The organism is Streptomyces sp. NPDC088745 (genome assembly GCF_044751045.1).
GTDB lineage: Bacteria > Actinomycetota > Actinomycetes > Streptomycetales > Streptomycetaceae > Streptomyces > Streptomyces cremeus.
In genome coordinates, this window is record NZ_JBIVLB010000005.1 from 455,077 (window position 1) to 479,105 (window position 24,029).

General features: G+C 71.5%; 19 protein-coding genes and 2 pseudogenes. 10 read left to right on the forward strand and 11 right to left on the reverse strand.

The window, feature by feature from the left end; all coding sequences use genetic code 11:
• Positions 1–750 precede the first annotated feature (750 nt).
• From cseB to ACIP93_RS17250, 6 genes are all read left to right on the forward strand, one after another.
• Entirely contained in the window at positions 751–1,416 is a 666-nt protein-coding gene (gene cseB, locus ACIP93_RS17225) for a two-component system response regulator CseB (protein WP_401759781.1), read from the forward strand.
• Complete coding sequence (locus tag ACIP93_RS17230) at positions 1,413–1,805, forward strand: hypothetical protein (protein ID WP_401759642.1); 393 nt, start codon at positions 1,413–1,415, stop codon at positions 1,803–1,805. The genes cseB and ACIP93_RS17230 overlap by 4 nt, the downstream gene beginning before the upstream one ends.
• Positions 1,806–1,843: 38 nt before the next feature.
• Positions 1,844–2,689, forward strand: a complete 846-nt coding sequence (locus ACIP93_RS17235; RefSeq protein ID WP_401759645.1) for an ATP-binding protein — start codon at positions 1,844–1,846, stop codon at positions 2,687–2,689.
• Between the two features lie 141 nt (positions 2,690–2,830).
• Entirely contained in the window at positions 2,831–3,064 is a 234-nt protein-coding gene (locus tag ACIP93_RS17240; protein WP_401759647.1) for a hypothetical protein, read from the forward strand.
• A 193-nt stretch (positions 3,065–3,257) separates the two neighbouring features.
• Positions 3,258–4,031: an ABC transporter ATP-binding protein gene (locus tag ACIP93_RS17245; RefSeq protein ID WP_401759650.1), complete on the forward strand. Its 774-nt coding sequence runs from the start codon at positions 3,258–3,260 to the stop codon at positions 4,029–4,031.
• Positions 4,032–4,112: 81 nt separating this feature from the next.
• Entirely contained in the window at positions 4,113–6,671 is a 2,559-nt protein-coding gene (locus ACIP93_RS17250; RefSeq protein ID WP_401759653.1) for an ABC transporter permease, read from the forward strand.
• Between the two features lie 539 nt (positions 6,672–7,210).
• On the opposite strand, the gene ACIP93_RS17255 is transcribed toward ACIP93_RS17250, so the two are convergent.
• The 6 genes and pseudogenes from ACIP93_RS17255 to ACIP93_RS17280 all read right to left on the reverse strand — a co-directional run bounded on the left by ACIP93_RS17255 (position 7,211) and on the right by ACIP93_RS17280 (position 13,542).
• Positions 7,211–8,806, reverse strand: coding sequence for a trypsin-like serine protease (locus tag ACIP93_RS17255; protein WP_401759656.1), 1,596 nt, complete (start codon positions 8,804–8,806; stop codon positions 7,211–7,213).
• A 1,046-nt stretch (positions 8,807–9,852) separates the two neighbouring features.
• Entirely contained in the window at positions 9,853–10,572 is a 720-nt protein-coding gene (locus ACIP93_RS17260; protein ID WP_401759659.1) for an SGNH/GDSL hydrolase family protein, read from the reverse strand.
• Positions 10,569–11,036, reverse strand: a complete 468-nt coding sequence (locus ACIP93_RS17265; RefSeq protein WP_345218961.1) for a cupin domain-containing protein — start codon at positions 11,034–11,036, stop codon at positions 10,569–10,571. Before ACIP93_RS17265 ends, ACIP93_RS17260 begins: the two co-directional genes overlap by 4 nt.
• 83 nt (positions 11,037–11,119) lie before the next feature.
• Positions 11,120–11,956, reverse strand: coding sequence for a helix-turn-helix domain-containing protein (locus tag ACIP93_RS17270; RefSeq protein ID WP_401759663.1), 837 nt, complete (start codon positions 11,954–11,956; stop codon positions 11,120–11,122).
• A gap of 535 nt (positions 11,957–12,491) precedes the next feature.
• A pseudogene (locus tag ACIP93_RS17275) lies at positions 12,492–12,994 on the reverse strand (uracil phosphoribosyltransferase); the annotation flags it as partial.
• A 95-nt stretch (positions 12,995–13,089) separates the two neighbouring features.
• Positions 13,090–13,542 carry a helix-turn-helix domain-containing protein gene (locus tag ACIP93_RS17280; RefSeq protein ID WP_345218963.1) on the reverse strand — a complete coding sequence of 151 codons (453 nt, stop codon included), beginning with the start codon at positions 13,540–13,542 and terminating at the stop codon, positions 13,090–13,092.
• A gap of 98 nt (positions 13,543–13,640) precedes the next feature.
• Here ACIP93_RS17280 and ACIP93_RS17285 point away from each other — a divergent pair, with 98 nt between their 5' ends.
• Together ACIP93_RS17285 and ACIP93_RS17290 are read left to right on the forward strand one after the other, a co-directional pair.
• Positions 13,641–14,888 carry an MFS transporter gene (locus ACIP93_RS17285; RefSeq protein WP_401759665.1) on the forward strand — a complete coding sequence of 416 codons (1,248 nt, stop codon included), beginning with the start codon at positions 13,641–13,643 and terminating at the stop codon, positions 14,886–14,888.
• A 38-nt stretch (positions 14,889–14,926) separates the two neighbouring features.
• On the forward strand, positions 14,927–15,154 hold the full coding sequence (locus ACIP93_RS17290; protein ID WP_401759668.1) for a hypothetical protein: 228 nt from the start codon (positions 14,927–14,929) through the stop codon (positions 15,152–15,154).
• An 867-nt stretch (positions 15,155–16,021) separates the two neighbouring features.
• Here the strand turns inward: ACIP93_RS17290 and ACIP93_RS17295 are convergent.
• Entirely contained in the window at positions 16,022–17,380 is a 1,359-nt protein-coding gene (locus tag ACIP93_RS17295) for an aldehyde dehydrogenase family protein (RefSeq protein WP_401759671.1), read from the reverse strand.
• A gap of 52 nt (positions 17,381–17,432) precedes the next feature.
• Between ACIP93_RS17295 and ACIP93_RS17300 the strand changes: the two genes are divergently transcribed.
• Positions 17,433–18,293: a TetR/AcrR family transcriptional regulator gene (locus ACIP93_RS17300; RefSeq protein ID WP_401759674.1), complete on the forward strand. Its 861-nt coding sequence runs from the start codon at positions 17,433–17,435 to the stop codon at positions 18,291–18,293.
• Positions 18,294–18,751: 458 nt separating this feature from the next.
• Here ACIP93_RS17300 and ACIP93_RS17305 read toward each other — a convergent pair whose 3' ends face one another.
• Complete coding sequence (locus ACIP93_RS17305) at positions 18,752–18,976, reverse strand: cold-shock protein (protein WP_401759676.1); 225 nt, start codon at positions 18,974–18,976, stop codon at positions 18,752–18,754.
• 273 nt (positions 18,977–19,249) lie between these two features.
• On the opposite strand from ACIP93_RS17305, the gene ACIP93_RS17310 reads away from it, so the two are divergent.
• Positions 19,250–19,555 (forward strand): hypothetical protein, encoded by a 306-nt coding sequence (locus ACIP93_RS17310; protein WP_401759788.1) that lies wholly within the window; start codon positions 19,250–19,252, stop codon positions 19,553–19,555.
• 55 nt (positions 19,556–19,610) lie between these two features.
• Here ACIP93_RS17310 and ACIP93_RS17315 read toward each other — a convergent pair.
• The 3 genes and pseudogenes from ACIP93_RS17315 to ACIP93_RS17325 all read right to left on the reverse strand — a co-directional run.
• A pseudogene (locus tag ACIP93_RS17315) lies at positions 19,611–19,754 on the reverse strand (IS5/IS1182 family transposase); the annotation flags it as partial.
• Positions 19,755–20,801: 1,047 nt separating this feature from the next.
• Positions 20,802–21,173: an STAS domain-containing protein gene (locus ACIP93_RS17320; protein ID WP_401759679.1), complete on the reverse strand. Its 372-nt coding sequence runs from the start codon at positions 21,171–21,173 to the stop codon at positions 20,802–20,804.
• Between the two features lie 368 nt (positions 21,174–21,541).
• A complete protein-coding gene (locus ACIP93_RS17325) occupies positions 21,542–23,209 on the reverse strand; it encodes a catalase (RefSeq protein WP_345218971.1) in 1,668 nt (555 codons plus the stop codon).
• Positions 23,210–24,029: the final 820 nt, after the last annotated feature.

The following is a 24,029-nucleotide window of genomic DNA, read 5'->3' on the forward strand; positions in this document are numbered from 1 at the left end:
GCCGCTGGTGGCGCTCGGCATCGATCTCGCGCTGAGTGCGGGCGGTCGAGGGCCCGGACCTCGTCCCGTCGCCTGACGGCCCCGCAGCACGGCCCGCGCCGCGCACGGATCGCGTTCTGCGACTCCGCCGCCGAGCAACGGGAGGCCACCATGACCACCGGGGCGGGGACCCACGCCCCGGACCGCGTCCTGGGCGAGGCGCAGCGCCGCGTGACTCGGTGAGTTCGTGGCACGTGGCGCCGCCCGGCGCGGACGTGCTGGACAGAGGCGAGGAGCCGGAAGGGACGAACTCGGCGGTCAGGAGTGCCGGGCGTTGTGGTGCCGGGCGAGGAGGCAGTGTCCGACGGTTGTCGCGTCACCCCCGCTCCGCTGGTGGCACGGCACATCCGCAGGTCGGCTTCACCGGGCCCTTGGGAAGCCGGTGTCACGGGAGACGCACCGCTGGGTCGGCCGCACGGATCCGACCCGTGCCGTAGCGGGGGCTCCCGCCTCCCCTGGGAGCCGGGGTTTGTATCCGCTGTGTATCGGCTGGCACTCGGGTGTGCCTCCGGGCCGGGGCCCGGTCGGCGAACGCGGCAATTCGGGCGCTGTCTGCCGTATCGTTTCGGTCGTGGGACGGTCGTCCGCGCGCCGGGGCGGGGCGTCGGGCCGTCCGCCCGTCCACCACCGCCCGAACAGGAGCCCCCCTTGTCCTCGCCCGCCTCCTCCGCGCAGACCGCCCGCGTGCTCCTCGTCGAGGACGACGACCTGATGCGCCGGTCGTTCTCCGTCGCCCTGGAGCGCTACGGCTACCAGGTGCGTGCGGCGGCCGACGGGCTCACGGGGCTGGAGGTTTTCCGCGAGGAGGAATTCGATCTGCTGATCCTCGACGTGATGCTGCCCGGCCTCGACGGGATCGGGCTCTGCCGCAGGGTCCGGGAGACCAGTCTGGTGCCGGTTCTGATGATGTCCGCCCGCGGCGACGGGCTCGACGTGGTCGCCGGGCTGGAGGCCGGGGCGGACGACTACGTCGCCAAGCCGGTGGAGACGTACGTCCTGGTGGCCCGCATGCGTTCGCTGCTGCGGCGTGCCACGTACGCGCCCGCTCCTCCGGGCGGTCCGGCGCCGGGCGAGGGCCGGCCGGCCGCGGGGGACGTGCTGGAGTTCGGGGACCTGCGGATCGACACCGCCGGAATGGAGGTGTTCCTCGCCGGCCGGCCGGTGGCACTGACCCCGACGGAGCTCAAGCTCCTGCTGGAGTTCGCCGCCCACCCCGGGGTCGTGCTGGAGCGGCACACGCTCCTGCGGGACGTGTGGGAGTACGGCTGGGACGGGGACAGCCGCGTCGTGGACCTGTGTGTGCAGCGGCTGCGCCGGAAGGTGGGCCGCGACCGGATCGAGACGGTCCGGGGCTTCGGGTACAAGTTCCAGCGGTGATCGTGCGTCCCCGTTGCGGGCCGTGGGCGGGCCGCACCTCGCTGCGGCGGAAGATCGCAGCGCTCGCCGGGGCCACGGCCCTGCTCGTGGTGACGGCGGTCGGTGTCCTGGTGCACCTGTGGACCGCCCAGGACATCCGCAGCCGGGGGGAGGCGCGGGCGCTGAACACCTTGTACGGGGCCATGGACGTCTACTGCCGCACCGGCGTCCTCACCGACGGCGCCGAGCTCGACCCCGGCGGTCTGCCCGCCGCGCTGCGGGCCCCGGCCGACGACCGACGGCACCGCTCTACGACGGGCACGTCGAGGGCAACGTCGGGCCGAGCGTCTGGGGGGCCCAGCGCACCGGCGGCCCCGGCAGCCCGGTCCTCGCCGTCCAGATCAACCTGAACCCGGACCGCGCCAACCTGTCGCGCCTCGACGCGGCCATGGCGGTCGCCTCGCTCGTCGCGCTCACGGCCGCCGTTCCCCTGGCCGTCTACGGCGCGGGACTCCTCTCCCGGAGACTGGGCCGGGTCGCCGCGACCGCGGCGCGGATCTCCACCGGGGACCTGGACGCCCGCACGGGACCCACGAAGGGCCGTGACGAGGTCGCGGACATCGCCGCGACCGTCGACCGGATGGCCGACAGCCTCGCGCTGCGGCTGCGCACCGAGCGCCGGTTCACCGCGGACGTGGCCCACGAGCTGCGCACCCCCGTCGGAGGACTGCTCGCCGCCGTCGACCTCCTGCCGCCCGGCGAGACCGAGGACCTGCTGCGGGCGAGGGTGCGCGACCTGCGCGACCTCGTCGAGGACCTCCTGGAGATCTCCCGCCTGGACGCCGGGGCGGAGGAACCGGTCCGTGTCCGGGTGCCGCTCGGCGCCGTGGTCGCCGAGGCGGCGGCCCGCACCGGTCTCGCCACCGAGGTCCGCGACCTGTCGGAGGCCGCAGGGACCGCCGACGGCTCCGGGCGGACGGTGGAGACCGATCCGCGCCGCCTGGAACGGATCGTCGCCAACCTCGTCGTCAACGCCCACCGTCACGGATGTGGCCCGGTCCGGGTCACCGTCGACGGGCCGACGGTCGTGGTCCGTGACCACGGTCCCGGCTTCCCTGACGACCTGCTGCTCCACGGCCCGCGCCGCTTCCACACAGGAGCCCGGGAACGCGGCTCGGGTCACGGCCTGGGGCTCACCATCGCCTTCGGCCAGGCCCGGGTCCTCGGCGCCGAACTGCTGCTGGCCAACGCCCCGGACGGAGGGGCCGTCGCCACCCTGCGGCTGCCCGCGTGACGAACGGACGCGGGGCCGGTACGCGGTGGAGCGGGCACTGATGCACGGCGGCTCAGAACCCGATACGTTGCTCCGCCACCCTTCGAAGGACACCGCGTCCCATGCCGTACCCGGTGCGGGACCCATCCCGAGGAGGCCACCATGAACCCGTCCTTCCGCACCGCCGCCCTGTCCCGCGGGGCCCTGGGCACCGGTGCGCTCACCGCCGTCCTGTCCCTGCTGCTCGTCATCGGCGGCCTCACCGCGAACACCGCGGCGGGCGAGACGGGACAGCCCGCCGGAGTGCTCGGCGCGATCGGGCTGTTCCTCGGCGGGACGCTCCTGGCCGTCGGCGCGCTCGCCCGCAGGGTCGTCGCGCTGAGCGGGCGCCGGTAGGGGCGGCACCCCCTCAGGGCCTTCCTGCTGCCCGCGCTCTCGACGCGCGGACCGCGGGGAGGCCCTTTCCCGTGTCCGGCCCGCTACGCCCTTGCCGCACGCCCGAGCGGCCACCGATACGCGACGGACCAGGTCCCGATACGTTCCCCGGACACCCTTCACGTGCGTCTTTCCGTACGAGAAGAGGAGCCCCATGACCGCCGACCTCCTGCCCCCGCACCCGACGACCGGCATCGCGGCCGCCACCACCGACCTGACGAAGGTCTACGGCAGCGGCGACAACCGGGTGGTCGCCCTGGACCGGGTCGACATCGCCTTCCGGGAGGGCGAGTTCACCGCGATCATGGGTCCGTCGGGCTGCGGCAAGTCCACGCTGATGCACTGCGCCGCCGGACTCGACTCCGCCACGTCCGGGTCGGTGCGCGTCGGCACCACCGAACTCGCCGGCCTCGGGGACCGGGAGCTCACGCGGTTGCGCCGGGACCGGATCGGGTTCGTCTTCCAGGCGTTCAACCTGCTGCCGACGCTGACCGCGCTGGAGAACATCACCCTGCCGATGGACATCGCCGGACGCCGCCCGGACCCGGCGTGGCTGGACCGGGTCGTCTCCACGGTCGGCCTCTCCGACCGTCTGGGCCACCGGCCCGCCCAGCTGTCGGGCGGCCAGCAGCAGCGCGTCGCCGTCGCCCGTGCCCTGGCCTCCCGCCCGGCGATCGTCTTCGGCGACGAGCCCACCGGGAACCTCGACTCACGCGCCGGCGCCGAGGTCCTCGGCTTCCTGCGCCACTCGGTGCGCGAGCTGGGACAGACCGTGGTCATGGTCACCCACGACCCCGTGGCCGCCGGCTACGCCGACCGCGTCGTGTTCCTCTCCGACGGGCGCCTCGTCGAAGAGCTGGCCCGGCCCACCCCGGACCGCGTCCTCGACCTGATGAAGAGCCTGGGCTCCCGCTCCCACGGCGGCTGAGCCGCACTCCCGCCGCCCGTCCCGCACCGCCCGGGGACGTCCCCGAGCTCCCCAAGACCTCCCGGAAAGCCCGCACATCCCATGTTGAGAACAGCCCTGCGCAACCTTCTGGCCCACAGGGCCCGGCTGGCCATGACCGTCCTCGCCGTCTGCCTGGGCGTCGCGTTCGTCAGCGGCACCCTCGTCTTCGCGGACTCCACCGCCGCCGCCCATCGCGCCGCCGTGTCAAAGACCTTCGCCGGGATCGACGTCACCGTGACCGAGAAGGCCCCCGGCCCCGCTACGGACGGCAGGCCGCGCGTCGGCGTGCTCGACGACACGCTCGTCACGGAACTGGCCCGGGTGCCCGGCGTCGCCGCCGCACGCCCGTCGGTCGACGGCTCGGCCGTCCTGAACGCGGCGGACGGCAGCCCGCTGCGGGCCGACCGGGCCTGGTCCCACCTGGCCGGCGCGTACATACCCGGCAGGGACGGCAAGGACAGCCGGTACCCGCTGGCCGAGGGCAGCGCTCCCGCCAACGGCGGCGAGATCGCCGTGGACCGCGGCACCGCCGCCGCGGGCCGCCTCCGCATCGGTGACACGGTCACCCTGGCCACGGACGGCCCCGTCATGACCAAGCGGCTGGTCGGCATCGTCACCACCGACGACACCCGCGTCACCGCCGGCGGCACCCTCGCCCTCTTCGACAAGACCACCGCGCAGCAACTGTTCTCGGCCCCCGGCCACTACACCGGCGTCGACCTGACCGCCGCGCCCGGCACCACCGCCTCCGAACTCGCCGACCGGGTCACGGCCATGCTGCCCGCCGACCGCGCAGAGGCCACCACGGGCCAGGCCCAGGCTGCCCAACAGGCCGTCCTCGTCGACACCCTGACCCGCGGTTACGAGAAGGTGCCGATGGTCTTCGCCGGAGTCTCGCTCTTCATCGGCTCGTTCCTCATCGTCAACACCTTCACCATGCTCGTGAAACGGCGCACCCGCGAGACCGCGCTGCTCCGGGCGGTCGGCGCCTCGCGCCGCCAGGTGTCGCGCTCCGTCCTCCTGGAGGCCCTCGCAGTCGGTCTGGTGGCCTCGGTGGCCGGCTTCCTGCTCGGGCTCGGCATCGCGGCGGTGCTGCCCCACGTCCTGGGCGGCGGCGACAGCGCCCTGCCCACCGGCCCCCTGGTGATCGGCCCACGCCCGGTCGCGGCGGCGCTCGGTGCAGGGGTCGGCGTCACCGTGCTCGCCGCGTGGCTGCCCTCCCGCCTGGCCGCCAGGACCTCGCCCATGGAGGCGATGCGCACGGCCGAACAACCGCCCGTGGCACAGCGGTTCCGGCTGCGTGGCGCAGTGGGCCTCGCCCTCCTCGTCCTCGGCGCCGGCTGGCTGGTGTCCCTCAGCGGCGCCCAGGACGCCTCGGAGGAGAACCTGCGTGACGCGATGGCCGGCTGCGGCCTGTTCGCCGCCGCCCTGATCATGCTGGCTCCGCTGCTGGCCGCCCCGGTGATCCGGCTGACGGGACGGCTGACCGGGCGCCTCGGGGTCACCGGCCGCCTCGCCCGCGAAAACGCCCTGCGCGACCCGCGCCGCACCGCGGCCACCGCCGCCACCCTGCTGATCAGTACCGGCCTCGTCACCGGTCTCGCCGTCATCGGACACTCCACCGGGCAGGCCCTCGACCGCCGGGCCGCGGCCGGGCTCGGCGCCGACTACGTCGTCAGCACCCGCTCCACCACGACGGGCATCGACCCCGGTGCCGTACGACGGCTGGCCGACACCCCCGGTGTACGTGCCGCGCACCCGATCACCGACTCGACCCTGTTCACCGGCAGCGGCGTCCGCCGGATCTCCGGCGTCGACCCCGCCGCCGTACGCGACACCATGAAGCTCGACTTCGTCTCCGGCTCCGCCGAGGAGCTGGCCCCGGGCCGGATCGCCATCTCCACCTCCATCGCCCGGGAACACGGGGTGACCACCGGCGGCCTGCTGAACGTCCGGCTGGGCCGCGCGGGGCAGTTCACCCCGTACAGGGTCGTGGGCGTCTACAAGGACAACCCGGTCGCCCGCGACACGCTCGGCAGCCGTGCCGAGGTCGCGGCGAACAGCTTCCTGCCCGGCTCCGTCCAGCGCGTACTGCTGCGCACCGACGGCCCGGCGGCGGCGCCGGAGACCCGGCTGCGCACCGCCGTGGGCAACAACCCCCTGCTCACGGTGCAGGACCGGGACCAGCTCGTCCGCGAGGCGGCGGGCACCATGGGCGACCTGCTGCACGTGATGTACGGCATGCTCGGCATCGGCGTCGTCATCAGCGCGCTCGGCATCGTGAACACGCTGGCCATGTCGGTCGCCGAACGCACCCGCGAGATCGGCGCCCTGCGCGCCCTCGGCATGGACCGCGCCGGCATCCGCCGCATGATCCGCGTGGAGGCCCTGACCGTCACCGGCTTCGGGACCCTCCTCGGCCTCGCGGGCGGTCTGTTCGCCGCCTGGGCGGTCGGCTCCCTCGCCAACGGCGCCATCGACCAGTACACCCTGGCCCTGCCCTGGGGAACACTGCTCCTGGTGTGCCTGCTCTCCCTGGCGACCGGCGTCCTCGCGGCCGCCGTCCCCGCCCGCAGGGCCGCCGCCCTGAGCCCCCTGGAGGCGGCCGCGCACGCCTGACGGACCCGGCACGGTCCCGGGGCGGCCGTCATCGAGACCGGGAGACGAACCGGATCGGCACCTGCGCCAGGCCTGCCTGGGCCGTGCCGGCCCTGCGACCTCCCTCCTCACCCGCCACCGGCCCGCCGGTCCGGATCCGTGCCAACCCGTACCGGGCCAAGTGGAGACGGCACAGCTACTCGGCCCCACGTACGTGGCGTTTCCCCTCGGGAGACGAGAGGACTGCAGCGAGTAGCTGACGTGCGGCGGGACCGGCACCAAGAAGACCGGTGACGGACGGCTGCAGATCTACGGCACGTGGGGTCCCCGCCATTGCATGCCGTCGCAGCCATGCGGGAGGCGACTCCTGCTGGTCAGCCCGGGACCCGCCGATGCCACTGAGCTTCCGCCAACCCGAATCCGCAGGTCAAAGGGGGATGCGGCTGGCCCTCGGGATACTCACGCTGCACGTCAGCCGGAGGCTGTGGACCACGATGTGGCCGGCCCGGCTTTCGAGCGAGGCGCCACCCGGACGCCGGCGACCGGGCCGAAGGCCGTGGTCACGGCTGCCCCGTGCCGGTCGCGGCGGTGGACGGCGGGGACGTGGCACTGGCCAGCGTGCAGCCCGGGCGGGACAGCTTCAACCGGGAGCCCCCGGTGAGACAGGCAGCGATCTGATGGACCTGCTGGCCGTAACCGCGGCCCTTCACCGCGGTCACGGATCCGTCCCGGCCGACCTCGCAGGGGTTGTTGTCGGTGCACTGCTCGCCGTCGCGGTTGTGGGTGTTGTTGATGCCCACGACCGTGTTCCCGTCGGGCGCCAGCAGTGCGGTGCCGGAGTAGCCGGGCCTGCTGACGCAGGTGCCGCCGGTGGCGTAGCGCACCGCACGGTCCTGCTGGTGGCCGTCCTCCCGCAGGTGCGGCACCACGGCCTCCACCGTGCACGACGGACGGTGGAAGCCGTGGGCCATGGTCAGCCGGTCACCCTTGCGCATCGGGACGGTGGACAGCCGGAAGACCTTCGCACCCTCCGCGGCCAACTGGGCGTAGGTCTTGTCCAGCCGGTACAGCGCGATGTCGGTGCCCGTCATCGTCGCGTACACCAGCCGGGTCGCGCGGGCGCTGGTCCGGGTGTAGCCGGTGGTGTCGGCGATGGTGACCGGCTTCTTCAGATCGGCGGGCCGGTCCACCAGCGCCTTCCCCGGCGCGGGCCGGCCGCTCGGCACGCAGTGCCCGTTGGTCAGCACCAGCGCCGGGTCCTTGGGACGCGCGGTGGGGGTGCGCACCACGGAACCCAGGCAGTCGCCCACCTTGGCCGCGCCCTCCACGTTCGGGACCGGGTCGAACGGCGGTACGTCGGTGCCGCTCACGATACCGTTGATCCAGGCGGAGTTCTTCGTGACATCGACGTACAGACCGGGGAAGTTGGCGCCCTTGGCGCTGGCACCGGTGACCACTCCCGACAGTTCCCACTCGCTGCCCGCGCGCACCAGGGCGGGACTTCCGGAGTCCGTCGTCCCCGGCCCGACAGGAGGAGTGAGGCGGCCGATGCACAAGGTCGAAGTGGCGTCGCCCTCGTCCCAGCACTCACTGTCCGGCACGACCTCGGTCTCGGCCTCGCGCAGCCTGCTGGAAAAGCACGTGGAGTCGTCGAAGTCTTCGCAGTCCTCCGAGGACGGGCCCCAGCCGAGGATGCGGACGGGCGTCTTCACGGCAGGCGTGGTCCCGGCCACCCGCACGGGCTTGGCCTGCACCGGGTTGCGCAGGTGCAGCAGCGCGATGTCCTCGCCCGGGGGGTCGTAGGTGGCATGACGCCGGTAGAACCTGTCGACCTCGGCGACTTCGCCGCCGTTGGTGACGTCCAGCGACCCGACGCGGACCTTCCAGCCGCGGGGAACGCCCGCCTTCGCGCCCGTCGGGGAGTTGGCACAGTGCCCCGCGGTCACCGCCCACTGCGGAGCGATGAGCGCGGCCCCGCACCGGTGTCCGTCCGGGCGGGGAGCGTCGTACTGAAGCGAGACCATGAACGAATACGGCTGGGCGGACTCGGTACCCCCGACGATGGCCTGTGCCGGCAAGGCGTTGACCACGGTCGTGATCGCCACGGCCCCGGTCGTCAGGACGGCGGCCGTCCTTCGGCTCATCCACTTGCGCATGTGTGACTCCCGTTCGTTCCCCGCCGGACATGAGGCCGGGCGGGCATGTACGGAGGAACGGCATCGGGCCGTTCCGCGTGGGCATGATCTTGAACTCGGGGAGCTTCCGGTTGATCTCATCCGTGTGTCAGGCACCCCACGGCAACCGCTCAGCCGTGTATCGGTGAGGGGTGTTCCGTCATCCGTGGATGGTTGGCTTTGTTCACGGGTCGTGGGTTCTGGCACAGACCTTGATCTGTGCCAGAACCCAAAAGCTGTGAACATCCCCCGGTCGCGAACCGGGGGCAAGGCCCAACGGCACCCCCACCGTCGCAGCGATCACCGCTGGCTCCGCGACACCGTCCAAGAGCCATCAGAAACGCCCGAGGAGCAAGGGCAACAAGGGCAACAAGGGAACGATCGGGGACACGGCGAACTCCTGACGTACGGGTGCCGTGCCGGTCACGGCGACGTCCCAGCAGGTTCGGCCCGCCGGCCTCTGGACAGGGGCCAGAGAAATCTCCCCTCGGGCCGAAACCGGCGAATCGGGACCGAAAAGGCCAAACCGGGCTCCCTCGTCCAGGGTGGCCGGCCCGACCGCGAACCCGACCTGACCCCCTGCCCACCTCCGCTACTGCCCGACCACGGCCACGTTTCTCCTTGACCCGGCCATGATGAGACCGCGGACAAGGGGCTTCCTGCACGTTGCTCCTTCGCTGCCCCGGCGGCCCCGGCCGGGGCCGCGAAGGAGACGAGACGACGGCGACCACCCACCCGAGGGCCGGACAGCGGCACCGCTCGGGCAGATCACGCCGGAAGACCGGCTCGCGGCGGGCAAGGGCTTTGGCACTGGCGGACTCTCGTGATCACCTGTCACCGGTTCCCCGTGGAACCCAACCTGCCGGTGACCGTGTGTGATCCCCAACGGCGTATCGGCTCCAGGTCCCGCCGGTCTCGTTGAGCCGGCGGGTGGTGGGTTCGTCGTGGTTGCCGAGGACGTTCGTCGTTGCCTGCCCCGGAAAGAGTGGGAACCGAATGCGCGGGAAAGGGGCCGCCGCCGGAACCGGCTACGCGCTGCGGGCCGTGAGCCAGGTGTCGATGACCTCGGCGACGAGGGCGGCGCCGCGGCTGTTCTGGTGGATGTGATCGGTCGTGAGCACGAGACCTCGGCGCCGCGAGATCGTGTCGAGGCTGCGGCGCAGCACGGAGCGCCGGACGAGGACGCTGACGCTCGCCGCCGGCGTCGGGTCCCGGTAGGGGATCGGCGGCGGGTCCGCCCGGCGTAGTTCCTCGGTCTGGCGTTCGTGGAGCGGGAGGTAGGCCGCCTTGTTGGTGGTGGCGACCTCGGCGATCATGCCGCTGTACGCCTGTGACGCCCGCGCCGCGGCTCCGTCGAGCTGTTGGCCGAGGACGGGGAGGGACAGCAGAGCGATCGTCGCGTCGGTCTGTGTCCGCAGCCGTTCGACGGCGGCTCCCAGGCACTGCTGGAACCAGTCGGCCGACGGGCGCTCGGGGAGTCGTTTGCGCTTCATGGCCCGCTCGACGGGGTAGTCCGCGAGGCTCGCTCGGGCGTCGTTGGTCCCGATCAGCACGGTGATCACGTCGGGCGGGTCCGCGAGGACGGCATCGAGGCGCCGCGAGAGGTTGTACGCGAAGTCGCCGTTGACGCCGAAGCGGGCGAGCCGTATGTCGCCGGGAGGGCGGCGTCGTTCGAGGAGGTCCAGGTAGTCGACGCTGAGCTGCGCGCGGGTGAGGCTGTCGCCGAGGCACGCGACACGGGTCGTCACGGTGTTCGGGGGCCGGACGTGCCGGCGTGCTCGGTCGGTCGGGCTTCGGACCGGGGACGGTGGTCGGTGCCGAGGCCGGCGGTGATGGTCAGGATGGACGCCGGCCCCGCCATGTCGACCGCGTGCCATGTCCCGGCCGGGTTGACGGTGGCCTCGCCCGGCCCGAGCGCGACCCGGTCGGGCACTCCGTCCACCTCGCGGGTGACCGTTACCGACCCGCTGAGGCAGACGACCAGTTCGTCGCCGGCGGGGTGGCGCTCCCAGTGGTCGCCGGGGCCGTCGCCGTCGAAGATCGTCACCATCCGGCCCTCGGCGCCGTCCGCCGCGACCGCGGCGCTGTAGGCGTGGAGCACCTCAGGGTCCCAGGCGAAGCCCTCGACGGGTTTCGCTCTGGACCCCAGCCCGAGGTGCACGGGGGTGGTCCGCAGGTCGATGGCATGGGGTTCGTGATTGACGAGTCTCATGCCGACGATCGTCACAGGACGGCAACCGGATGGTCTTGAAGAAAAGGGAACGGGAACCGGCGCGATGGGCAGCCGGTCGGCGACTACCCGGTCCCGAGCAGGACTTCGCCTCGACGCCATGCTGTCGGCGACCGGCCCGTGAACTCGCTCCAGTCCCGGACGAGATGGGCCTGGTCGGCGTAGCCGGAGACGGTGGCCACAGCGGCCCACGGAAGCGGATCGTGCGCGGTGGCCAGCTCGTGCGCGTGCTCGAAGCGCAGAACCCGGGCGAAGGTCTTCGGCGACAGGCCCACCTCATCGCGAAACCGCTCGGTGAGGTACCGGCGGCTCCAGCCCAGTTCTGCGGCGACCGCCCCGACCTGGACGCGGCCCCGCGCGGCCAAGAGGCGGCGCCAGGCCTCGGCCACCTCGGGGCGCACCTGGGACACGCGGTCGCCGCCGGCACTGCGGGCGACTGCTCGCAGAAGCAACTCGTCCAGCGCGGCGAACCGCGCGGCCCATGTCGTCGCCGCGAGGAGCCGGTCGACCAGCTCGACGCCGAGCGCCCCGAGGAGCTCGTCGAGCGGGACCAGCCGGTGGGCGAGATCAGCGGCGGGAACGCCGTAGACGACCCGGGCCCCGAGCGGTGTCAGCGACACCTTCACGCCTTTCTGGCGTCCGTCGTGGCGGATCGCGACGGACCGGCGCATCAGACCGCCGGCCACGCTGCCGAAGCGGGAGACCGGCGACCCGTCGTCGACGCCCGCCGACACCTTTAAGGGGCCGGACAGACTGATCACCGCAGTAAGCACACGTCCCGGCGGACCGCAGTGCACCCCCGCCGGGAACCCACGAAGATCGAAACCGACATACGAGCCGACGTACCGCCGCAAGGCGGGCGCCGGACGTGCCTCGATCCTGGTGGCCGTATGGTCTTCCACCCTCGCAGTGTACGAACCGGCGGTCCACTGGCGGACTCTCGTATTCATCCATGCGGATACTGCGGATTCCTCGGGGCCCAACCCGTCGGTGACCTTCCATCACCCTCATCGGACAGGAGGGCGTCCGCCGCGCCAACACCGGCGGCCCCCGGCCCCCGGCCGCCGCCGCCTTCACCCGGCGGGGCCCGCTCCTCACCCTCAGCGGCAACCGCGGCGTCACCGACGCCCAGCTCCTGGCCGCCGCCGAAGCCCTGTGGACCGACGCCACCGCCGACCCGCCCCTCACTCGCGTGCTCCCGCCGGAACCGCAGTGCGCCACCTCAACCGCCTTGTCCGTGAGCGAACCCGCACCGTGGACGGCGAAGTCGTCATCCGGCTGGTCATCGACCTGACGAACGCCTCCACCGGCTGAACCGGCACACCGGCGAGCGCGTGCCTGCGGAGGGACGCGGGGGAGTGCGCCTGCGGAAAGGAACCGCGCACCGGTCCGCCCGCCCGCGGTTGACCGCGAATGGCAGACGGTGCTCGTCGCACCCGCCCCGGCGTCCGGCGTGCCGAAGTAGCGGTCCCCGAAGTCCCCGATGCCCGGGATCATGAACGCGTGCTCGTTGAGCCGTTCCTCGATGGAGGAGGTGACGATCTGGACGAGGGGGTGTGTGCCATGGACGGTCCGGATGCCTTCGGGCGCAGCGAGGAAGTCGACGAGGACGATGTTCTCCTCGGACACGCCCGCTTTCAGCAGCACCCCGACGGCCGCGTTGGCCGACCCCCCCCGGTGGCGAGCATCGGCTCCAGGAGCAGCACATGACGCTCGGCCTCCGTGCTCTCCCCGGCCCTGATGACGGGGACCGCGCACAGCTTCGGTGTGAACCTCAGCCCCGGGTAGCTCTCGCCGACCGGGGTGCGTACCTGGTGCTCCTCGAACGGAAGCTGGTCCAGGGCGTGTTCCAGGAGGAGGCGGATGATCCTGCGTGCGTACCGGACGAAGTCCTCGCGACGGGCGTCACGGTCACGCACGACGGTGTGCAGGGCACGCAGTTGACGGGTCTGGGCAGCAGGTGCACCCGGCTGCGGGAGTCGGAATGACGGACATGCGAGGGATCGGTGAGCCGACGCCGTTCCTCCGGCTCAGATCACCGGGTGGAGACCTTGTGGACGGTGGTGTCGTCGGGGTTCAGCAGTCGCCCGTCCGCCGACCGGACTTCCAGGGGGCGAAGGGGGTGTCCCTGTCGGCTGTCGACCATCTGCGAGTGCGGTTCGCCGGGGGCGAAGAAGTTCTGTTCACCCCACTGCCGCAGCGCCACGATGACGGGGAAGAGGGCTTTGCCCTTCGGGGTCAGTACGTATTCGCTGTAGGCACTGCCGTCCGAAGCGGGGACGGATTCGAGGACACCGCCGGCGACCAGGGCGCGCAGGCGCGCGGTGAGGATGTTCTTTGCCACGCCGAGGTTGCGCTGGAACTCCCCGAAGCGACGGCACCCGTCGAAGGCATCCCGCACGATCAGGAGAGACCACCAGTCGCCGATCGCGTCCACTGACCGCGCGACGGGACAGTCGCTGTCGTTGAAGCGCGTCCTTGCCACCATGCCGTCCTCCACTCTCACGCTGGTTGCAAGATGCTACCAAAGGAAGCTACGGTCGCTACCGGTAGCAAGATGAAACCAAATGTGCGGAGGGGTGCTGAATGCTCAGCAACTGTGAGGCTGTGACACCGCGGTCCGCGGCCCACGGCAGTGGTTCCAGGCTCGTCCTGTCCCGTGGCGTGGTCATACTGTTCGCCATCGCCTGTGGAACCGCGGTGGCCAACGTCTATTTCGCCCAACCGCTCCTGGTGACCATGGGCCACGACCTCGCCATGAGCCCGGCACTCGTCGGCAGCGTCGTCACCCTCACGCATGTCGGATACGGGCTGGGACTCTTCTTCCTCGTGCCGCTGGGCGACGTGGCCGACCGCAGACGGCTCGTCGTGGCCCAGCTGCTTCTCCTGGTGGTGGCGTTGACAGCGGTCGCCACCGCCCACACCGCCGCGATCCTGCTCGCGGGTATGGCCGCGACGGGACTTCTCGCGGTGGTCACGCAGACGCTGGTGGCCTTCGCGGCGTCACTGGCCCCTCCCGCCCGGCGCGGACGCGTCGTCGGCCTGGTCACCAGCGGCGTGGTCGTCGGGATTCTGCTCGCCCGCACCGCGTCCGGCCTCATGGCCGACCTCGCGGGCTGGCGCTCCGTCTACCTCGCTTCAGCGGCACTCACCGCTCTGCTCGCCCTGGTCCTGCACCGAGTGCTGCCGCGCCACAACGATGTCCCGCCGACACCCCTGCGCTACAGACAGCTCCTGCGCTCCACGATCACCCTGTTCGCACGGGAACGGCTTCTGCGGCTCAGGGCCCTGCTCGGTCTGCTGATCTTCGCAGCCTTCAGCACCCTGTGGAGCAGCATCGCGCTACCGCTCAGCGAGCCCCCGCTTTCCCTTTCCCACACCGCGATCGGGGCATTTGGCCTGGTCGGAGCCGTAGGTGCCCTGGCAGCGACCATGGCGGGCCGCCTGAACGACCGCGGGCACTCCCAACGGACCACCGGCGCCGCCCTGGCGCTGCTCACTGCCTCATGGCTGCCCCTGGCCTTCACCCGCAGCTCGCTCTGGGCCCTGGTCGTCGGCGTGATCCTCCTCGATCTCGCCGTGCAGGCGGTCCATGTCACCAACCAGACCCTGATCTATGCGCTGCGCCCGGAGGCGGGCAGCCGGTTGATCGGCGGATACATGGTCTTCTACTCGATCGGCAGCGCCACCGGTGCCATCGCCGCGACCTCCCTCTACGCGACGGCCGGCTGGGGTGCCGTATGTGCGCTCGGCGCTGCAATCAGCTGCCTCGCCTTTGCGCTCTGGGCGCTCACGCGACACAGCGTTCCGGACCCCACCAAGGCCACTGACTGAAGTCGTCCCATGGCTGTTGACGCACCGACCCCCACCGCTTGAGGGTCATCCAACTGCCCCTGTCTCTAGCCGAGTTCACGCTGCTCGACCAGACCCTCGCCGGGCGCGGCCCCGTGGCCGAGGCTGCCGCCCTCGAATGGGAGGTCTACGCCTCCACACCCCTGCACGGCGGCACCCTCACCGACCCCCGACTCTCCACCCTCGTCCAACTCCTTCACCAAGACCTGAGCATTCCGCAAGCCTGTCTGCTCGCCATCGCGTCCTGACCCGGGGTGACACGGACACTGGTCTCGGCGTCGACTGCGGCCCACTGGGAAACTGCCCGCTCCGCCCTGGATCGCGACCCGCTCCCGGCCCCTGGGGGGTACTAGGGCCGCACGCTGGACCAGCACGCCCACCGCCCCACCCACGGCGCGTACTTCCGGTCGGCTCCGGCATGAGCAGAATCCTGGCGCACTACCGGGAAACGACGGCGGAGGAAGCGGCATCCCTAGACGAAAGCACTGGCACCCCGCTCGGCGCCACCGGTCTCGAGCCAGCCAACGGATTCCTCACCGAGATGTTCCTGCAGGAGTACCGGCCACCGGAGACACGCCGACAGGTCCTTCTGTCAGCCGTCAACGCCTTCACCGAGGACAACCCTTCCTCGAACCTCACCCCAGGGGCCGTTGCGGCCCGGATCAGGCGACGCCGGCTGGAGCGGTGCCACCAAGACCTCGTGGCACCGGGCTTGAGTGTTCTGCCGGTGTACGCCGCCGGGGCGCGCTGGGGCCTGACGAGCGCTGGGTTCAACAGGCCTTCCGGGCTTCGTACGGCGTGGATCCGGGGAGTACCGAAGCCTGGCGCTGCCGCACCGAGCCTTGCCCGTACCGACCACCGCACGCAATGACGACAACCCCAGCGCACCACGGCAATGACAGGACGCCTCCGATGCCCGAGCGTGGTGCGCGGCACATCGGGAGGGACTGAAGCGGTCCCGTGATCTGGGCCGCGAGGTGATCGCTGAGAAACGGCCTCAGTGCTTGGACGGCACGATCGAGACCGGGAAGGTTCCGGACCAGGGCGAACAGGCCTGAGCCGCACCGGCGCGGCGCAGGTGCGGCTCTCGGTCGTGTCGGCCTGCGTCCCGCCCGTCAGCCGGTCGTGGCAGGCAGGGGCTTGTCCAGTACGGCCTTGCTGTGGCTGAAGGTGTCGATCGAGTACTCGCCGTGGTAACGGCCCATTCCGCTCTCGCCCACGCCGCCGAAGGGGAGTTCCGGAGCGGTCAGGTGCGCGACCGGGATGCCGAAGGTGAGCGCACCTGACGAGGTCTCGGTCAGCAGCCGCTGCTTCGTGGCCGGCGAGTCGGTGAACGCGTACAGCGCGAGCGGCTTGTCCCGCCCGTTGATGAACGCCAGTGCCGCGTCCAGGTCGGGGACCTGCACGACAGGCAGCACCGGGCCGAAGATCTCCTCCCGCATCACCGGGGAGTCACCCCGGACGTCGGCGAGCACGGTGGGAGCGAGGTAGCGCGTCGCACGGTCATGGATGCCGCCGATCACCGTGCGTCCGCTGTCCAGGAGCCCGGTGAGCCGGTCGAAGTGACGTTCGTTGACGATCCGTCCGTACTCGGTGCGGGCGGCGGGGTCCGCCCCGTACAACTCGGTGACGGCTGCGGCGAGGTGGGGTTCCAGGGCGCGGGCGGTGTCACCGACGGCCAGCACGTAGTCGGGGGCGACGCAGGTCTGGCCCGCGTTGAGGAACTTGCCCGAAACGATCCGCCGGGCGGCCGCCGCGAGGTCGACTCCCTCGTCCACGAGTGCCGGGCTCTTGCCGCCGAGTTCCAGCGTGACCGGGGTCAAGTGCTTGGCGGCGGCGGTCATGACGATGCGGCCCACCGTGCCGTTGCCGGTGTAGAAGATGTGGTCGAAGCGCTGCTCCAGGAGGGCGGTGGTCTCGGGGACCGCGCCTTCCACCACGGCGACCGCGTCGCGGTCGAGGTGACGGGGCAGCAGCCGTGCGATCTCGGCGGAGGTCGCGGGCGCCAGCTCGCTGGGCTTGACGACCACGCAGTTGCCCGCGGCCAACGCGCCGACCACCGGTGCCAGGGCCAGCTGGAGCGGGTAGTTCCAGGGCGCGATGACCAGGACGACACCGAGCGGCTCCCGTACGACGCTGGCCTCGGCGGGCAGCAGCCGCTCGGGCAGGGCAGCGGGCCGCGGGGCGAGCCAGGCGTCGAGGTGGGCGAGGGTGTGGTCGATCTCGTTCACGGTGAAGCCGACCTCGGTGCGGTACGCCTCCTCGGGGCCCTTGCCGAGGTCGGCGTGGAGCGCGGCCAGGAGTGCGTCGCTGTTCTCGGTGAGGAGAGTGCGCAGTGCTTCGAGCTGGTTGCGGCGCCAGGCGACCGGCTTGGTGCGGCCGGTCGCGAAGACGGAACGCAGCCCGTCGACGAGCCGGGGCGCGTCCAGGGGGGCGGTTCCGTGGGCGGTGGTGGTGTCGCTGTGGGGGGTCATGGATTCCAGCTTATACGAAACGAAAAGCTTTCGTTTCGTATATCATGGCGGTGTGACAATCCACTCCGATGCCGATCGCGACCCCCGTCACGGCGACGCCGCGCCGTCCGCGCAGTCCGTACCATCGGGGCCGTCCGGACAGCAGGCCGATCGCGGCCCCGGGCGAGCAGGCCACCCGAGGCACGCGACCCCTCTCCATCCCATCGGACCCGTCGACCTCACTGAACCTCTTGAATCCCGCGCCCCCGCCAGGCCGACCGGGGCCCCCGGAGCCGTCCGTGGTCGACCCCGGGACGCCGCTCTCGACCGCGCGCTGCTCGAAGCCACGCTGGAGGTCCTGTACGAGAAGGGCTACGGCGGCCTGACCACGTCAGCCGTCGCCAAACGCGCCGGAGTCTCCACTGCCACCCTCTACCGCCGCTGGAAGTCCAAGGACGACCTCGTCGTGGGAACCGCCGTCCGCTGGGCCCATGACCTCGGCCCGGGCGAGGACACCGGCACCCTGTCCGGCGATCTCACCGCCCTCCTCACCGACAAGGCCCGCACCCTGGACGGACCGGGCGGCAGGCTCCTGCACGTCCTGATCGGCGAGTCCGCGCACAACCGAGCCCTGGCCCAGGTCCTGGACGACGCCGTCGTCCAGCCCGTCAGGGACCGTGCCGGCGCACTGATCGAGCGGGCCGTCGGCCGTGCCGAAATACCACCCGTGGCCGATCCGCACGTCCTGGCGGACCTCGTGGTCGGCGCCATGGTCAGCCGGGTCTTCCTCACCCCGCGCCCGCGTCCCGCCGAGACGCGTGCCCCCGAGGCACCCGCCCGCGCGGGTGAAGCCATGATCGCTGAACTGCTCCCCTTCCTGCTGCGCGCCCTGGGAGCTCCCGACCACCGGCCCGCTCACGGCACAGGGACGTAAGCTCTTCACGCCTCGTCCCGAGGCCTCCCCGCCGGCCGGCCGAGAGGCGGTGCGGTTCTTCGAGGCTGAGCACGCATCATGCTGTCGGAGCCATCCCGTACGTTCATGGCGGAGGCCTGCGACGGCCTGCGGGCCGGGCCGTCGACAGCTCCTTTGGGGATCGTCGGCGGCATTGTGGCGTTGGCCGCCCCGGCCCCGCTGTCCGCTGCGGATGCGGTTCCCCGTGCGGCGGTCGCGCCGCAGCGAGGGCAAGGCCCACGTCCAGCACGTCCTGACCGCCATCGCGGTCAGCCTCGAACGCATCGACGTCCGCCTGCCACCGGCGCCGACCAGGCGGCCCCGAAGACCGACAGCCCTCCAGAGCTTCCTCGACTGGCAGCACATCCCGCGGTCCCGGTCCTGGCGCGTCGCCACCCACCCGCAGGCCGAGCTGATCATTTTCAAAGTGACGCAGGAGGTCAGGCCGACAGAGGCACGATGCTCACCGCTCGGTAGTCGTAACCGTCTTGTTTGAAGCCGGGGGCTTCCCACGTGAGGTTTACCTGCTGCCCGAGCGACAAAGCGCGGAAGCCGGTCATCTGGATGTCGGAGTAGTGGCCGAAACAGCCACCGGGAGTCTCAGGCGAGTCGAGCACCCCCCACCCCTCTTCATCGCTCCACCATCGGACAGTCGCCATCACCATGACCAGAACCCTACGAGTCCTGAGGACACCGAGCACTGGAGAACGGGACTTCTTAAGATCCCCGACAGCGTTAGGCACTGACACTTGTTCACCGTCCCTTTCCCGGCCGCCCGTTGCAGCGGGCCGAGAGTGCCGGGCCAGGACATCGGCCGACAGACGGACCCAGCGCTCCAGACCCTTTGGCGCCCTCCCGGCGGTGAGAGCTGCTGGCTGCGGTCTCCCGTACGGCCTGATCGATCAGCGAGGCGGCATGGCCGGCGCGTCGAGGACCCGGTGGCGGAGACGCACCCCCGCTTCCCCCGCGAAGGCCTCGCCGCGCGCTACGCGGACCATCCGGACGGCAAGTACCGACGGCTGGCTGTCCGGGACCCGGCCGCCACGCCCACGCTGATCGAACGGCTCAGCCATGACCCCGCGGTCTGGACACGCCAGGCGGCGGCCGGCGACCCGCGCCTGCCGCTCCACCGGCTCCGCGAGGCGCTTCATGTCCCTGAATTGGCCTTTAGTGCGGGTGCCAACCCTGCGCTCCCCGAGAACGAGATGGCCGCTGTCCTGAACCGGGCCGACGTTCCCGCCTGACCGCCGAGCAGAACCGCCCGGCCCTGCGCCGTCCCCTACGGCTCGTACGGCGGTCATACACAATCGCCGCGAACAATGCCTCATCAGGGGTGCCCTGCGTCCCGCCACCCTGCGGCCGCACCTTTGACGGCGGGATGAGAAACCTCGCCATCTCCCACAACTCGTCCGGAACAACCCAACTCCACGTCTCTTGAACCATATTGGACCGCTCTGCCCGGACTCACCACATAGGACACCGTCTTAGCCCACCCGGGCTGCCGTTCTTACGACTGGCCTTCTCATGCCCTGCCATGGTGCGCGCGGCGCACTTCAGCTTCTGCAAGAGGAACTGCCGTCGCCCGCGGCTGGCTCCACCAAGCTCTGCCCGCCGTTCCCGCTCTTGCCGAGGTGCCCGCCGGACCGGGAGCGCGGGCGCAGGACCCGTGTCCACGCGGAGCGTCACCGAGGTGGCAGAGGGTTGAAGGTGCAGAGGAGTGTGGGCGGTTGGCGGCAGCGGGATTTGGCAGGTGCGCGGCCTGGCGGGGCTTCATGGTCCTCTCGGTCTGAATCTTCCGTAAGGCCGCCCGACCACCCGGTGCGTTTCTCCTTGACCTCAACTCAGGTCAGGGAGAAACGCACCGCCTCAGCCCGGGCCCACTCCACTTCATCGCACCGCGTCCATCCGGTGCGTACTACTCCCGCGCCCACCACACCGCGTGGAGGCGCTCCGCACCGGATCGGTGCGTTCCACCGCATCAGTGCACATCGGGCGTAAGCCACATGCTGGATTTCCTTCCTGGTGATCACCACCACGCCGCTTGGACATGCGCCGAGGGAGCCGCAGCCGGTCAGTTCTGCTGCGAAAAGAGTTTGAGCAGGCGTTCCCGCTGCCGGGCGCCGAGCCCTCCACGCGGCGGCGTTCGGAGGTGCCGAGGTCGCTCAAGAGCTGGCCAGCGCGAACCCTGCCGAGACGGGGCAGGGGTCAACAACCTGCGGATGTACGTCTTGGCAACAACTACCTCAGCGGGCTGTCGGGCCGCGCGCTGGTCACCGGTGATCGCGGACGTGTGGCTGGCCGCAGTGGCCGGCACGCCCGTGCCGGAGGAGGACACTGGTGTTCGAAACGGACGTTGTTTCCGAACTTGACCGCTGGCGCAGAGCTTGACCGCTGACGCGGAGACAGGCGGACGCGGGACCGAGTGCCCGGACGGACCGGCCCGCCCCTGCACACCGGGCGGGCCGACGGGCCGGACCCGTCCGCGACCGGTCAGCCCGAGGTCTCCACCGCCTGCGCCGGAATCCGGTCCAGGCCGGGCATCACCCCGAGCGGCCCTTCCAGCCCCAGGATCCGCAGCGTGCGCAGCAGCAGCGGGCTGTCGACGACGACCCGTAACCGGCCGTTCCGCGCCAGGGCCTGGTTCCGGACCCGGCACAGCATGCCGATGCCTCCGCAGTCCAGAAAGCCCACCTGCCGCAGATCGAGCACCAGGTCCGCCGCCGGCCTGCCGGCGAGACGCATCAGAGCGGGACCGAGCCGCATTCCGGCCCACAGGTCCAGCTCCCCGCTGAGCTCGACGACAGTGACCGTTCCGGCCTCCCGGACCTCGATCTCACAGAAAAGCCCAGAGTCCTCGCACATGATCCGCACCTCATCGCCCCAGGGCGCAAGCCGATGTGGCAGGTGCAGTGCCACGCCGCTCAGGGACCCGCACCACAGGAAGGCTCCGGGTACTTCGACCGAGAGGCGGGCACGCCTGCGACCGACCGACGCCGCGCTGTGCCGGGAGCCGCCAGGGTCCCGAGCCGCCCCACCACTTCTGCCCTGGATTTACCCCCAGGGCCGGACCCCAACCTCGTTCGGTGACGCTCTGTGCAAGCTCTGTGGCCCCTTTCAGTCCGCTGTCACCTCCTGCCTCACAGGCACCGTGCGTGCCCCTCCGGCCGCGCCCGTTCTCACGCTCCGTGAGCGTTTCCGCGCGGGCGCGGGAGCCGGCTGCCGCGCCCGGGTCAGCGCGTGACCACGTGCCGGGTGTCGGGCACGCAGTGCGTCATCGTCAGCCCGGAGACGTCGCGCGGCGGGTTGTCGCCGAGGTGCTCCAGCCTCTTGAGGTCCTCGTCGGTGAGCGTCTGGCCGTCCAGCGGCTTGAGATGGGACACGTCGGAGGGCGTGAGGCCGAGACCCTCGCCGACCCGCAGCCCGAGGTCGTTCTCCACCAGCAGGAAGTGCCAGACCATGCGCTCCTGGACCGCCCGGTCGCACTGGGAGATCAGGGAGACGAAGTTGTGCACCAGGTCGTCGCGCTCCCAGTCCTCCAGCAGCAGGTAGCGCTGTCCAGCCTGGAGGTAGTCGTTCGTGCGCGGAATCCGCTTGCGGGTGAGACGGCCCCGGATCTCAGGGCCCTGCTCGTCGTGCGTGGGGTACTGGGCCTCCCGCAGCCCGCCGGTGATCGACGGCTCGTAGTTGACCTCGGGGTTGTCGTTCCTGGCCCCGTTGTCGTACGCCATCGCGCCGTCGCGCTGGTTGGTGCGCACCTGTGCGTGCTTGGCCTGGTTGACGGGCAGCTGGAGGTAGTTGGGGCCGACCCGGTAGCGCTGGGTGTCGCTGTACGAGAAGGTGCGGCCGACCAGCATCTTGTCGTCGGAGAAGTCGAGCCCGTCCACGAGGACACCGGTGCCGAAGGCGATCTGCTCGTTCTCCGCGAAGTAGTTGTCCACCGTGCGGTCGAGCACCATGCGCCCCACTGGCCTCGGCGGGAATTCCTGCTCGGGCCAGGTCTTGGTGTCGTCGAGCGGGTCGAAGTCCAGCTCCGGGTGCTCGCCGTCCTCCATGATCTGCACGAGGAGTTCCCACTCCGGGTGGTCGCCCCGGCGGATCGCCTCGTACAGGTCCTTGGTGGCGTGGCCGAGTTCACCCGCCTGGACGTTCGCGGCGTCCTCCTCCGTCATGCTCCGTACGCCCTGCTTGGGCATCCAGTGGTACTTCACCAGGACGGTGCCGCCCGCCTCGTTCACCCACTTGTACGTGTTCACGCCGAAGCCCTGCATGTGCCGGTAGTCGGCCGGGATGCCGCGCGGGCTGAACAGGTTGACCAGCATGTGCATGCTCTCGGGGGTCTGCGACATGAAGTCGAAGATCCGCGCCGGCTTCTGCTCGTGCGAGACGGGGTCGGGCTTGAGCGCGTGGATGACGTCGGGGAACTTCACCGCGTCCCGGATGAAGAAGACCCCGAGGTTGTTGCCGACGAGGTCCCAGTTGCCGTCCTCCGTGTAGAACTTGACGGCGAATCCGCGCGGGTCGCGGGCCGCCTCGGAGGAGTCGCGGCCGCCGATCACGGTGGAGAAGCGGACGGCGACCTCGGTCTGCTTGCCGGCCTCCTGGAAGAGTTTGGCGCGGGTGTAGCGGCTGATCGGCTCGTCGCCCCACTTCCCGTACGCCTCGAAGCGGCCGTAGGCGGTGACTCCGCGCGCGTGGACGACGCGCTCGGGGATGCGCTCGCGGTCGAAGTGGCTGATCTTCTCCAGGAAGTGGTAGTTCTCCAGCGTCGCCGGGCCGCGGGCACCGACCGTGCGCTGGTTCTGGTTGTCGTAGACGGGGTGGCCCTGGCGGTCGGTGAGTGCCGGGCGGTCGGCGTTCGGGTCGTCCGCGGGCGAGCCCATGTTCGAAACGTCGGTCACGGTTTTCAGCTCCTCGGGTGGGGGTGCGTACCGAGTGCGGGCGGCTGCTTCGGGCGATCGTCGGGGCCGCGTACGGGCACAGGCGCACGCACCGGTACGCATGCACGAGGTTTCGGGGTACCCCGAAACCCCGCATTCCACACGGACGACAGGGCCGGGCGGGTGGGCGGCGAGCGGGGGGGGGGGGGGGGGGGGGCGCCCCCCCCCCCCCCCCCCCCCCCCCCCCCCCCCCCGCGGGGGGGGGGGGGGGGGGGGGCGGGGGGGGGGGGGGGTTCCCCCCCCCCCCCCCGCGCCGCATCGGCCGAGCCGCGCCACCGGGTGACGGCGCCCGCCGCCACCCGGTGGCCGCTGCCCGCCTCGGTCAGGAAGAACCCACTGGCGACAACCGCCCGCAAGACGGCCTTCGGCCAGGGGCCGGTTCAGGATGCTGTGGGTCCCGATCCGGTGCCGCACGACGTGGGGAAGTCCGGCGACCATCTCCTCGCCGTACGACCACGTCGGGCGTCCGTCCGGGGCCAGGGTGAGCTCGTAGACACCCGGCGCGCGGCGCACCCCCTTGATCCGTAGGCCGGGGCGGAACTGGCGGCCGGTGCGCAGGTCGGGGACGAAGGCCTCCAGGACGAGGCGGCGGAGCGCCGGCGCTGGGCGGGGGTGAGGTGTTGGAGGCCGGTGGTGAAGCGGGGGAGGGGCTCGAAGGTGGGCACGGTGTCTCCTCCGGGCAGCACGACGAAGCCCCCGGCCGGTGCCGGGGGCTCCTGCAGGCGGTGCTCATTGGTGGTGGGCCGCGGCCTCGCTGCGCTCGGGCTCGCACCGGGTGAGG